At 44.0% G+C, this 12455-nt stretch carries 7 protein-coding genes, 14 tRNA genes and 3 rRNA genes; 22 read left to right on the forward strand and 2 right to left on the reverse strand.

The features are described from left to right. Positions 1 to 344: 344 nt before the first annotated feature. From MKY65_RS09075 to MKY65_RS09155, 17 genes are all read left to right on the forward strand, one after another. A 16S ribosomal RNA gene (locus tag MKY65_RS09075) occupies positions 345 to 1906 on the forward strand. A 197-nt stretch (positions 1907 to 2103) separates the two neighbouring features. Continuing rightward, a 23S ribosomal RNA gene (locus MKY65_RS09080) occupies positions 2104 to 5025 on the forward strand. A gap of 129 nt (positions 5026 to 5154) precedes the next feature. After that, positions 5155 to 5270 (forward strand): 5S ribosomal RNA (gene rrf, locus MKY65_RS09085). Together the 16S, 23S and 5S rRNA genes with 14 tRNA genes alongside form the textbook arrangement of a ribosomal RNA operon. 68 nt (positions 5271 to 5338) lie before the next feature. Continuing rightward, a tRNA-Asn gene (locus tag MKY65_RS09090) sits at positions 5339 to 5413 on the forward strand. Between the two features lie 3 nt (positions 5414 to 5416). Then, positions 5417 to 5508, forward strand: a tRNA-Ser gene (locus MKY65_RS09095). 15 nt (positions 5509 to 5523) lie between these two features. After that, positions 5524 to 5598 (forward strand) — tRNA-Glu (locus MKY65_RS09100). Between the two features lie 3 nt (positions 5599 to 5601). Next, positions 5602 to 5677: transfer RNA gene (locus MKY65_RS09105), tRNA-Val, on the forward strand. A 21-nt stretch (positions 5678 to 5698) separates the two neighbouring features. Next, positions 5699 to 5775, forward strand: a tRNA-Met gene (locus tag MKY65_RS09110). A gap of 4 nt (positions 5776 to 5779) precedes the next feature. Beyond that, a tRNA-Asp gene (locus tag MKY65_RS09115) sits at positions 5780 to 5856 on the forward strand. A gap of 23 nt (positions 5857 to 5879) precedes the next feature. Then, positions 5880 to 5952: transfer RNA gene (locus MKY65_RS09120), tRNA-Phe, on the forward strand. 13 nt (positions 5953 to 5965) lie between these two features. Next, positions 5966 to 6051: transfer RNA gene (locus MKY65_RS09125), tRNA-Tyr, on the forward strand. Positions 6052 to 6066: 15 nt separating this feature from the next. Then, positions 6067 to 6140 (forward strand) — tRNA-Trp (locus MKY65_RS09130). 5 nt (positions 6141 to 6145) lie between these two features. Further along, positions 6146 to 6218, forward strand: a tRNA-His gene (locus tag MKY65_RS09135). Between the two features lie 41 nt (positions 6219 to 6259). Next, positions 6260 to 6334 (forward strand) — tRNA-Gln (locus MKY65_RS09140). A 5-nt stretch (positions 6335 to 6339) separates the two neighbouring features. After that, positions 6340 to 6411 (forward strand) — tRNA-Gly (locus MKY65_RS09145). 11 nt (positions 6412 to 6422) lie between these two features. Further along, positions 6423 to 6496 (forward strand) — tRNA-Cys (locus MKY65_RS09150). 7 nt (positions 6497 to 6503) lie between these two features. Continuing rightward, positions 6504 to 6587 (forward strand) — tRNA-Leu (locus tag MKY65_RS09155). 583 nt (positions 6588 to 7170) lie between these two features. Here the strand turns inward: MKY65_RS09155 and MKY65_RS09160 are convergent. Further along, entirely contained in the window at positions 7171 to 7491 is a 321-nt protein-coding gene (locus tag MKY65_RS09160) for a hypothetical protein (protein ID WP_339184147.1), read from the reverse strand. Between the two features lie 249 nt (positions 7492 to 7740). After that, the gene (locus MKY65_RS09165; RefSeq protein WP_339184148.1) at positions 7741 to 8466 is read right to left on the reverse strand and encodes a hypothetical protein; all 726 of its coding nucleotides are present in this window, start codon (positions 8464 to 8466) and stop codon (positions 7741 to 7743) included. Positions 8467 to 8845: 379 nt separating this feature from the next. Here MKY65_RS09165 and MKY65_RS09170 point away from each other — a divergent pair, with 379 nt between their 5' ends. The 5 genes from MKY65_RS09170 to MKY65_RS09190 all read left to right on the forward strand — a co-directional run bounded on the left by MKY65_RS09170 (position 8846) and on the right by MKY65_RS09190 (position 12213). After that, the gene (locus MKY65_RS09170) at positions 8846 to 9490 is read left to right on the forward strand and encodes a hypothetical protein (RefSeq protein WP_339184149.1); all 645 of its coding nucleotides are present in this window, start codon (positions 8846 to 8848) and stop codon (positions 9488 to 9490) included. A gap of 329 nt (positions 9491 to 9819) precedes the next feature. Next, positions 9820 to 10716 carry a LysR family transcriptional regulator gene (locus tag MKY65_RS09175; RefSeq protein WP_339184151.1) on the forward strand — a complete coding sequence of 299 codons (897 nt, stop codon included), beginning with the start codon at positions 9820 to 9822 and terminating at the stop codon, positions 10714 to 10716. 135 nt (positions 10717 to 10851) lie between these two features. Beyond that, positions 10852 to 11391: an acyl-CoA thioesterase gene (locus MKY65_RS09180; protein WP_332093608.1), complete on the forward strand. Its 540-nt coding sequence runs from the start codon at positions 10852 to 10854 to the stop codon at positions 11389 to 11391. Next, positions 11381 to 11743: a hypothetical protein gene (locus MKY65_RS09185; RefSeq protein WP_339184153.1), complete on the forward strand. Its 363-nt coding sequence runs from the start codon at positions 11381 to 11383 to the stop codon at positions 11741 to 11743. Before MKY65_RS09180 ends, MKY65_RS09185 begins: the two co-directional genes overlap by 11 nt. Before the next feature lie 188 nt (positions 11744 to 11931). Beyond that, positions 11932 to 12213 carry a hypothetical protein gene (locus tag MKY65_RS09190; RefSeq protein WP_339184156.1) on the forward strand — a complete coding sequence of 94 codons (282 nt, stop codon included), beginning with the start codon at positions 11932 to 11934 and terminating at the stop codon, positions 12211 to 12213. Positions 12214 to 12455: the final 242 nt, after the last annotated feature.

Consider the following 12455-nt stretch of genomic DNA (forward strand, 5'->3'; position numbering starts at 1 on the left):
TCGTTATATACCATTTGTTAAACTTACAGTTCCTCTATATGAAGCTATTTTTAAAATCCGCTTCGGATAAATTTTAAAATAATCGTTGACTTTCTATTTCCAGCATGGTAAAGTTAATTTCGTTGCTGATTTGAGCGGGCGCTCAGCTAACATGAAATAAAAAAAGTCGTTGACAACGAAATTGCTTTCATGTTATATTAATAGAGTCGCTGCTTGAAGCGAAGCAATACAAATTGCTCTTTGAAAACTGAACAAAACAACCAGTACGAAAGAAGAAAGACAACCTCGTTTTTCTTAAAAAATAAGTCAGAAGTTGACTTCTGAAAGCTAAAGTTTCAAACACTTTTATGGAGAGTTTGATCTTGGCTCAGGACGAACGCTGGCGGCGTGCCTAATACATGCAAGTCGAGCGCGGGAAGCGAACGGAACTCTTCGGAGGGAAGTTCGTGGAACGAGCGGCGGACGGGTGAGTAACACGTAGGCAACCTGCCTGTAAGACTGGGATAACTCGCGGAAACGCGAGCTAATACCGGATAACACTTTCTATCACCTGATGGAAAGTTGAAAGGCGGCTTTTGCTGTCACTTACAGATGGGCCTGCGGCGCATTAGCTAGTTGGTGAGGTAACGGCTCACCAAGGCGACGATGCGTAGCCGACCTGAGAGGGTGATCGGCCACACTGGGACTGAGACACGGCCCAGACTCCTACGGGAGGCAGCAGTAGGGAATCTTCCGCAATGGACGAAAGTCTGACGGAGCAACGCCGCGTGAGTGATGAAGGTTTTCGGATCGTAAAACTCTGTTGTCGGGGAAGAACAAGTATGATAGTAACTGATCGTACCTTGACGGTACCCGACCAGAAAGCCACGGCTAACTACGTGCCAGCAGCCGCGGTAATACGTAGGTGGCAAGCGTTGTCCGGAATTATTGGGCGTAAAGCGCTCGCAGGCGGTTCTTTAAGTCTGATGTGAAATCTTGCGGCTCAACCGCAAACGTGCATTGGAAACTGGAGGACTTGAGTGCAGAAGAGGAGAGTGGAATTCCACGTGTAGCGGTGAAATGCGTAGAGATGTGGAGGAACACCAGTGGCGAAGGCGACTCTCTGGTCTGTAACTGACGCTGAGGAGCGAAAGCGTGGGGAGCGAACAGGATTAGATACCCTGGTAGTCCACGCCGTAAACGATGAGTGCTAGGTGTTAGGGGGTTTCCGCCCCTTAGTGCTGAAGTTAACGCATTAAGCACTCCGCCTGGGGAGTACGGCCGCAAGGCTGAAACTCAAAAGAATTGACGGGGACCCGCACAAGCGGTGGAGCATGTGGTTTAATTCGAAGCAACGCGAAGAACCTTACCAGGTCTTGACATCCTTTGACCACTCTAGAGATAGAGTTTTCCCTTCGGGGACAAAGTGACAGGTGGTGCATGGTTGTCGTCAGCTCGTGTCGTGAGATGTTGGGTTAAGTCCCGCAACGAGCGCAACCCTTAATCTTAGTTGCCAGCATTCAGTTGGGCACTCTAAGGTGACTGCCGGTGACAAACCGGAGGAAGGTGGGGATGACGTCAAATCATCATGCCCCTTATGACCTGGGCTACACACGTGCTACAATGGACGGAACAAAGGGAAGCGAACCCGCGAGGTCCAGCAAATCCCATAAAACCGTTCTCAGTTCGGATTGCAGGCTGCAACTCGCCTGCATGAAGCCGGAATCGCTAGTAATCGCGGATCAGCATGCCGCGGTGAATACGTTCCCGGGTCTTGTACACACCGCCCGTCACACCACGAGAGTTCGTAACACCCGAAGTCGGTGAGGTAACCTTTTGGAGCCAGCCGCCGAAGGTGGGACGAATGATTGGGGTGAAGTCGTAACAAGGTAGCCGTATCGGAAGGTGCGGCTGGATCACCTCCTTTCTAAGGATATATAACGGAATTCGTACGTGGTTGTTTGGTTCAGTTTTGAGAGAGCAATTCTCTCAAAGGAAGCTTGTACCTTGAAAACTAAATAAGAGTAACAACGACATCAAACTTTAAAAATAAGGCAAAAAAGCTATTGATATAGCGACACAACTGATTACATTCTGTAATCAGCCATCTTATTCAAAAACTTTAGTTAAGTGAATAAGGGCGCACGGTGGATGCCTTGGCACTAGGAGCCGATGAAGGACGGGACTAACACCGATATGCCTCGGGGAGTTGTAAGTAAACGTTATATCCGAGGATTTCCGAATGGGGGAACCCACTGTTCGTAATGGAACAGTACATCTATCTGAATACATAGGATAGGTGAGGCAGACCCGGGGAACTGAAACATCTCAGTACCTGGAGGAAGAGAAAGAAACATCGATTTCCTGAGTAGCGGCGAGCGAAACGGAAAGAGCCCAAACCAAGAAGCTTGCTTCTTGGGGTTGTAGGACATTCCATTGGAGTGACAAAGAAATTCTTTAGATGAATCGATCTGGAAAGGTCAGCCAAAGAGGGTAACAGCCCTGTAATCGAAAAAGAATTTCCTCCGGAGTGTATCCTGAGTACGGCGGAACACGTGGAATTCCGTCGGAATCCGGGAGGACCATCTCCCAAGGCTAAATACTCCCTAGTGACCGATAGTGAACCAGTACCGTGAGGGAAAGGTGAAAAGCACCCCGGGAGGGGAGTGAAATAGAACCTGAAACCGTGTGCCTACAAGTAGTCGAAGCCCGTTAATGGGTGACGGCGTACCTTTTGTAGAATGGACCGGCGAGTTACGATCGTATGCAAGGTTAAGTGGAAGACACGGAGCCGTAGCGAAAGCGAGTCTGAACAGGGCGAATGAGTATGCGGTCGTAGACCCGAAACTGTGTGATCTACCCATGTCCAGGGTGAAGGTCAGGTAACACTGACTGGAGGCCCGAACCCACGTATGTTGAAAAATGCGGGGATGAGGTGTGGGTAGCGGTGAAATTCCAATCGAACACAGAGATAGCTGGTTCTCTCCGAAATAGCTTTAGGGCTAGCCTCAAGATAGAGAGTACTGGAGGTAGAGCACTGATTGGACTAGGGGCCCCTACCGGGTTACCGAATTCAGTCAAACTCCGAATGCCAGTTACTTACACTTGGGAGTCAGACTATGGGTGATAAGGTTCATAGTCGAAAGGGAAACAGCCCAGACCGCCAGCTAAGGTCCCAAAGTATACGTTAAGTGGAAAAGGATGTGGCGTTGCACAGACAACCAGGATGTTGGCTTAGAAGCAGCCATCATTGAAAGAGTGCGTAATAGCTCACTGGTCGAGTGACGCTGCGCCGAAAATGTACCGGGGCTAAACGTATCACCGAAGCTGCGGATTGTTCTTACGAACAATGGTAGGAGAGCGTTCAAAGTGCTGTGAAGTCAGACCGTGAGGACTGGTGGAGCGCTTTGAAGTGAGAATGCCGGTATGAGTAGCGAAAAAAGAGTGAGAATCTCTTTCACCGAATGCCTAAGGTTTCCTGAGGAAGGCTCGTCCTCTCAGGGTTAGTCGGGACCTAAGCCGAGGCCGACAGGCGTAGGCGATGGACAACAGGTTGATATTCCTGTACCACCTCATGATTGTTTGAGCAATGGGGGGACGCAGGAGGATAAGGAGTGCGCACCGATGGATGTGCGTCCAAGCATGCGAGGAAGTCAGACAGGCAAATCCGTCTGACATGATTCTGAGCTGTGACGGGGAGGGAAATAGAGTACCGAAGTTCCTGATTTCACACTGCCAAGAAAAGCCTCTAGTTAGATCATAGGTGCCCGTACCGCAAACCGACACAGGTAGGCGAGGAGAGAATCCTAAGGTGAGCGGGAGAACTCTCGTTAAGGAACTCGGCAAAATGACCCCGTAACTTCGGGAGAAGGGGTGCTCACTTGTGAGTGAGCCGCAGTGAATAGGCCCAAGCGACTGTTTAGCAAAAACACAGGTCTCTGCGAAGCCGAAAGGCGAAGTATAGGGGCTGACACCTGCCCGGTGCTGGAAGGTTAAGGGGAAGAGTTAGCTCTTCGGAGCGAAGCTTTGAACCGAAGCCCCAGTAAACGGCGGCCGTAACTATAACGGTCCTAAGGTAGCGAAATTCCTTGTCGGGTAAGTTCCGACCCGCACGAAAGGTGCAACGACTTGGGCACTGTCTCAACGAGAGACCCGGTGAAATTATACTATGCGTGAAGATGCGCATTACCCGCGACAGGACGGAAAGACCCCGTGGAGCTTTACTGTAGCCTGATATGGAATGTTTGTGCAGTTTGTACAGGATAGGTGGGAGCCTTTGAAGCGTGAGCGCCAGCTTACGTGGAGGCATCCGTGGGATACCACCCTAACTGTATGACCATTCTAACCCAGGACCGTAATCCGGTTCGGAGACAGTGTCAGGCGGGCAGTTTGACTGGGGCGGTCGCCTCCTAAAAGGTAACGGAGGCGCCCAAAGGTTCCCTCAGAATGGTTGGAAATCATTCGAAGAGTGTAAAGGCAGAAGGGAGCTTGACTGCGAGACCTACAAGTCGAGCAGGGACGAAAGTCGGGCTTAGTGATCCGGTGGTTCCGCATGGAAGGGCCATCGCTCAACGGATAAAAGCTACCCCGGGGATAACAGGCTTATCTCCCCCAAGAGTTCACATCGACGGGGAGGTTTGGCACCTCGATGTCGGCTCATCGCATCCTGGGGCTGTAGTCGGTCCCAAGGGTTGGGCTGTTCGCCCATTAAAGCGGTACGCGAGCTGGGTTCAGAACGTCGTGAGACAGTTCGGTCCCTATCCGTCGTGGGCGTTGGAAGTTTGAGAGGAGCTGTCCTTAGTACGAGAGGACCGGGATGGACACACCGCTGGTGTACCAGTTGTTCCGCCAGGAGCATTGCTGGGTAGCTACGTGTGGTAAGGATAAGTGCTGAAAGCATCTAAGCATGAAGCCCCCCTCAAGATGAAACTTCCCATCACTTTAAGTGAGTAAAATCCCTCAGAGACGATGAGGTTGATAGGTCCGAGGTGGAAGCGTGGCGACACGTGCAGCTGACGGATACTAATCGATTGAGGACTTATCTAAGTTTTTTCATGTCACGTTACTCTTATTTAGTTTTCAGGGTGCAAATTCTTACATATTTTTTAAAATTAGTACTTGATTTTTTCTCAAAAACGATTATAATATTGATTGTTACTGATTTTTAAATCATTGTCTGGTGGCGAGAGCGAAGAGGTCACACCTGTTCCCATGCCGAACACAGAAGTTAAGTTCTTCAGCGCCAATGGTAGTTGGGGGATTCCCCCTGCGAGAGTAGGACGTTGCCAGGCAAGAGTATTCTCTTATGAAGTCCTTAAGGACAAGCGAATTACTTCTTTCTTTAATATTATGGAATTATTCCACAGTAGCTCAGTGGTAGAGCAATCGGCTGTTAACCGATCGGTCGTAGGTTCGAATCCTACCTGTGGAGCCATATGGAGAGCTGTCCGAGAGGCCGAAGGAGCACGATTGGAAATCGTGTAAGCCGCTATCGCGGCTTCGAGGGTTCGAATCCCTCGCTCTCCGCCATTTAAACTATTACATGGCCCGTTGGTCAAGCGGTTAAGACACCGCCCTTTCACGGCGGTAACACGGGTTCGAATCCCGTACGGGTCACCAAATGGAGGATTAGCTCAGCTGGGAGAGCACCTGCCTTACAAGCAGGGGGTCGCAGGTTCGAGCCCTGCATCCTCCACCATGTAAGTTCTTAAATTCATATCGCGGGGTGGAGCAGTCTGGCAGCTCGTTGGGCTCATAACCCAAAGGTCGTAGGTTCAAATCCTACCCCCGCAACCAAAATGGTCCGGTAGTTCAGTTGGTTAGAATGCCTGCCTGTCACGCAGGAGGTCGCGGGTTCGAGTCCCGTCCGGACCGCCACTTAAACATTTGAAATAAGATTTGGCTTGGTAGCTCAGTCGGTAGAGCAGAGGACTGAAAATCCTTGTGTCGGCGGTTCGATTCCGTCCCGAGCCACCTTTCATTTAGTGGAGGGATAGCGAAGTTGGCCAAACGCGGCGGACTGTAAATCCGCTCCCATCGGGTTCGTAGGTTCGAGTCCTACTCCCTCCACCATTTATAAAATATCATAGGGGTATAGTTTAACGGCAAAACGAAGGTCTCCAAAACCTTTGATGTGGGTTCGATTCCTACTACCCCTGCCAATATGGCGGTCGTGGCGAAGTGGTTAACGCACCGGATTGTGGCTCCGGCACACGTGGGTTCGATCCCCACCGGTCGCCCCTTTTTTATTTAATACTACATAAATCAATAATAGAATCGTTGGGCCATAGCCAAGCGGTAAGGCATCGGGTTTTGATCCCGTGTACCCCAGGTTCGAATCCTGGTGGCCCAGCCATTTTTGCGGAAGTAGTTCAGTGGTAGAACACCACCTTGCCAAGGTGGGGGTCGCGGGTTCGAATCCCGTCTTCCGCTCTAGAATAAATGGCGGTATAGCCAAGTGGTAAGGCAGAGGTCTGCAAAACCTTTATCACCGGTTCAAATCCGGTTACCGCCTCCAAACACTTGCCGAAGTGGTGGAATTGGCAGACACGTCGGACTCAAAATCCGATGCTTTCACGAGCGTGTGGGTTCGAGTCCCACCTTCGGTATTCATTAATCCCCGTTAAAGCTGTTGAGATACAGTTTTAACGGGGATTTTTTCGTAGAGAACAGCCTGGCATACGCATTATTTTGGGATCGATTTTGAGCGACTAGATTAGCTAAATTAAACGCACAGAGAGTAATGGGCGATGGGTAAACTGTACATTTATTGCTGAGAGACTTGAGTTACTTTGGTTATAGTGGCATTTTCTATCGAAGATCTACCTTATCGAGAACTTAAGTATGAGCATTTATCAATGTAAATATGCTGGGAATTTATGCTGAATAAAAACGCCAATCCGTTAAGATTGACGTTTTAATGCGTTCTATATAATTTTAATTAATATCCATTATATATAAGATGAAACACCTTCATACTCGCTCATTGGGTCAACGTTAATTGTGACGTCATCTTCGAGGTTTTCTAGCGCAAATTCGAATTCAATTAGTGTTTCGCCATCCGTAGTATTTTCGACATAATAATTACTGCTTGGGTCAGACATAACCCCGGTAACTTCGTCTAGTTCATTGTCGCCTTGTGTGACGAAGAATGTAGCAGCTTCTATAAACGATGTGTCTTCCGTAAAATTGTCATTCTTCTTTCTCGACGATTTCCGCAGCTCTTATTTCAAGCGTGAAATCTCCGAAGTCAAAGATAAGAAAATCGCCTACTTTATTTAGAAAAAAATCGTACTCAGTTTCGTCTTCTTCTTGCTGGGAAGCTTCCGGAGTATGTACCGATTCCGTATTCGAATCATTATTTGAAGCCATGTTGTTCCCAAGGTTATCCGAATCAATATTTACGTAAATAAAAGCAGATATAGTAATAAAAAAGATAATTGCGGTTGAGATAATAAAGAATTTTTTCTCCCAATTCTGGTTCATCTTCTTTTTATTTTTTTCTTTCGTCATTCAATCGTACCCCATTTTCCGTTGGTGGTAAATTTTACATTAAATAAATCGTACCGTATCAACGGAAATTTTTATAGAAGAATTACATAGTTTGACAGCATATTTGAAGAAGTAAAGAAATCGAATGGTCGGAAATGCCTGGATAGGTTTAGAGGTAGCTATGTAGAAGAAACAAAATTCAAAAGGCGTTCTCGAAGCGATTATAGCAAACAAGAACGCCTTATATATTATTAATCATAGTGTTACGTATTATTCCTCTACTAATGGAACTTTTGAATTTCTGTTAGACAGGTTATTTTGGTAATCGAAGTCAACCTCGTTAAATACAGCTGGGTGGACAAAGTAAGCATATGCTTCATTTAGAATTCTCCATTCTTGTCCACTAGCTAACCGCAGGAAATTGTCGTAATCTAAATCGTTAAAATCGTTCCTTGTATAAGCGTAGGTAATGACTTCGTTGACTTCTTCGTTTCCTTGGTTATCTATTAGAGGGGCTTGAATAACTATGCTAACTTCGCTCACTTCATCGGATTGGAATGATTTGTTAATTGCCTCGAAAGACCAATATACGTATGTACTAGCTACAGACTTAGGGCTAAATGAACTGCTCGCATCAAGTAATATAGTTAGAATTCCCTCATTGGATAATTCTGCAGCTTCTACGTGATTGTCAGTTTTAACTATGTATTCGGCAATAGGGAGGCTTTCTACGTCTACAGTATCCTTTTCTTCCGCAACATCCGCAGGTTCAACGGATTCGCCATTTGAATTATTATTCGAAGCTGTATTATTTACGGGATTATCCAATTCGTTATTTCCGAAGATAAAAACAAAAATAGCGATGACGATAACAGCAGCTACAACAATCGTGCCTATTTTTCCGTTCTTCGGTAATCTTTGCCACTCGTCTTTGATTTTACTTAATTCTTCTTTGGCCTTCGCCATCTCCTCTTTAGTTGTCTTTTTTTTCGTCACCCGATCGAACTCCTTTTCCATTAATGGTAAATTTTACGTTGGGGTTAGCGTAACATATCGGCGGATAATTTTACAGGGGATTTACATTGACGTTTCAAAGAATGCGAGAATGTGTCGTGAAGGTGGAAATCTTGCGAAGTGGTTAGGAGTTTGGCGAAGCTTAATCGACTTCTATTCCGCATAAAATTTAGGTTTAAGCACTTCGAGATACCTTGGCACGACTAAAATCGTGCGTGTAGATATGTAAAGCACATAAAGGAATTAGTGCGATAAAATATTTTAAATAGACTTTAATAAACATCTTTTCATTCTATTGGAAATAATGTAGTATGTTAAGGGTGAGCATATTGAGCTTAGAAAAATAGGGGGGAATTAGTAAATGAAAAAGATTTTATTAACGGTATTATTCTTATTACTATCATTGGTTCTTTTTGCGTGTGGAAGTGAAGCAGAAGGCGAAGAGGACGCGCAAAATTCTGAAGAAAGCACGGAAGAAGAAAACAAAGGTAACACAGAGGAGCAAACGGAAGATTCGGAATCGCCACAACAGGGCGAAACAGAAGAAACAGAGGACGGTACTCGCACACTACATAGAATGTGGGAAGAAGGCGAAACTTTCGAAACTGGTCCAATTGTTCTAACGATTGATAAGATTGCTACTGCTGAGGCTAGCTTTGAAGGAGAAACAGCGGATATGCTGGAGACGGATCATATCGAGTATATTCAAGTAGATGTTTCCGTAGAGAACACTTCGGATAATGATGTTACTTTCTACGCTGGACAAGGTAGAATGGCTACAAGTACGGGAGAGCAGATTGAGCCTGATTTGTGGCTAAGCGGACATATTGACGGAGAAATGATGGCTGGAACGAAAGCGAACGATACTTTCTACTACATGCTTGAAAATTCCGAAGCAGAAGACGTAGAATCTGTTCGATTAGTATTTTCTGCTCCATATGATTCGGAAAGTTACGATGATTTAGGCGAAGAACTCGATTTCGAAATTGAGCTTCCAAAAGAATAAAAGGGATTAGTAACGACAAAGACTATACAGTGGGACGCTCTTTATTGGATTTATATAAAATATGAATTTGATGTAGAATTTTTTCGCGAGATAATTAAAATATTTAACACGCTCTAACGTAGAATAATGTTACGTTAGAGCGTGTTTTTGTTTGTAAAAGATTTCGTCGCTAACAATAGCAATATAACCAAAGAAATGGCTTCTACAACAAAACTAGAAAAATTGCCTTCCACCCAATTCATCAGCTATCCACAATACTTGAATGGTTATCTTAACCCTTAAAATGGTAAACTTAAAATAACTACCTTAATCAAGAAAGAGGCAAAACAATGGAACTAAAACACATGATTTATTTTATAGAAATCGTCAAAACTGGCAGCATGACTAAGGCATCAGAAAAGCTGTATATTTCACAGCCTACGATTAGTAAGCTTTTACGGGATCTAGAAGCAGAATTAGGAATGGAATTATTTGACCGTCATAAACGGCAAATGGTGCTTACTGATGCGGGAAAAGCGTTTTTACAGCAGGCAAGAGAAATTGTCCGGTTATATGAAAATCTTCCGACAGAAATGAATAATTTGTTAGGAATGAAGCAGGGGCATATTAAAATAGGGCTGCCTCCGATTATGAATGTAAAGCTGTTTATTCACACGCTTGGAGAGTTTCATGAGAGCTATCCGGATATCAGCTTTGAATTATTAGAAAGTGGCAGTAAGCGGATTGAAGAGAGCATCATTAATGATGAGGTCGATGTCGGTATTACGGTGCTGCCGACAGATACGGATACCTTTCATCAATTTTTTCTGCTTGAGGAGCAGTTGAAATTGGTGGTTCCGCGCTCTCATAAATTTGCCGAGAGGGAGAAAGTAAGTCTTATTGAATTAAAAGATGATGACTTTATTTTATTTAGTGAAGATTTCATCTTAAATGATCGTATAACAGAGGCGTGTAAGACTGCTGGTTTTATTCCTAAGGTGATTGCGGAGAGCTCACAGTGGTACTTTATCGAACAGATGATTACGGCAAGCCTTGGGGTAAGTATTCTCCCGGCAAGTATTATTGACACGCTAAAGGAAGACGTTGTCAGTATTGAAATTGCGGATCCTTCGATTTTATGGCAATTAGCAATTATTTGGAAGAAGAATAGCTATACCTCCTTTGTTACCAAAGAGTGGCTGAAGTTTATGCAGGAAGAATTGATGTTTAAAGATGGCAAAAAATAATTAAATATGGCGTTTCCATAGATTTCATCTATAATTCAAATAAAGAATTACTATTTTTATTATAGAACGATAGGATTTAAGATAAGTATAGAGTAAAAATAAAGCAATTTTATTAAGGAAGGGAACAGTTGAAATATGAACAGTTATAAACACCCAAATGAAAGCAGAGTAGTTAGTACGGATCAAGTGCTAATCAATGATTTAAATAATTACAATACCCTCTTTGGAGGTGTATTGATGAAGAAATTAGATAATAATGCCACGCTTTCTGCAAGAAGGCATGCGAGAGTGAAGGAATGTGTCACAGCCTCTACGGACTCAATTGATTTTCTTCATCCGATTCGTCAGTCTGATTCGGTATGTATTGAATCCTTTGTTTCCTATACAGGCAATACATCGATGGAGATTTTTTGTAAGGTGATTGCCGAGGATATGATTACAGGGGAGAGAAAAATTGCTGCCACTGCTTTTCTTACCTTTGTTGCCCTGGACAGCAACAAAAAGGCTGTGAAAGTAGCACCCATTGTACCGGAATCAGCAGAAGAAAAATTCTTATATGAATCTGGCGAAAAGCGGGCAGCGATGCGCCGGAAGCGAAGAGAACACAGTAAAGAGCTGACACAAATTATTGGTTTGGAAAAACCATGGGAAAGAGGAGATATCTATGTTTGTTAATATAAATAGTTTATATCAAATAGAGGAAGAGCTTGACCAGCTTCAAAGGGATTACAGAGAATTGTATGAGCATTTACAGCATATCGTGAGTCTGACTAGACAGTTGCAGATTCCTTATAAATATTTAGGGGAACTATTAGTAAGAAATGAAGAAGCAACCAAACCTCCTTTTATTCGGGAGTCTGTTATACACCTTTATCAGAAAGAAGTGAATTTATTAAAAGAACAAAAGGATTTTGAAAAATTGCTGTCTATCCTGCAGCGTTTAGAACAAGTTTCCTATTCACAAGTATTTCTGTTAGTGCTGGGGGCAAAGCCGGAGCTTATTCAGGTCAATACAATCATTAAATAGCAGCCAGGGCTTATCACCATGTTATTTGGAGTGATAAGCCCTGTTTTTGCGATTGTGGGCACGTAAATAAAATAGTCATGATTATATCAGCAGCTTTGTGTTAAAATAATTTGAATAATATTCCTTTAATTAAATTAGCTGTTCTGTGAAATATCTATCAGGCTTTACGAAGAATGGAGGCTTTCTTGATGAAAAAGTATTCTTGGATCAGTTATCTATCACTCGGGCTGCCTATACTGTTATTTCTATTATTGTTTGCCGTGGCTGATATAGAACCATTAGTATTAGCTCAAATTATCCTCCTTGCCCAATTTATTGGCGCTCCGTTATCAATCATCTTAAGTGTAGCTGCTCTTTTTAAAAAGAATGAAAAAAAGGTTGTTGCCGTATTTGGATTGATAATTTCTCTCATCTTAACGGGAGCACTTGTTTATTTGCTTTTACTAGGTTTTGGTATGGGGGAGGCGTGAGAAGGAGTATAGATTATTTACAAAGCAGATGGCAGAGAATAACTAATCGTTTAACAATATAATTCTTATTCCAATCAAAAAAGAACAGATATTTTCTAACTGTTCTTTTTTAGTGGGGAAATAAAATTTGAAAAGGTTCATCTTTTCTCAGAAAAATAGAAAAGAGAATGGAAACCGTTCAGCTATCCAAAGTTAAAATCTGTTATTTAATCATTAGATAGCCAGGAAGTAGTCTTCCAGCT

It is taken from the genome of Oceanobacillus sp. FSL W7-1293, from assembly GCF_037969815.1.
In the GTDB taxonomy this organism is placed as follows: domain Bacteria; phylum Bacillota; class Bacilli; order Bacillales; family Amphibacillaceae; genus Oceanobacillus; species Oceanobacillus oncorhynchi.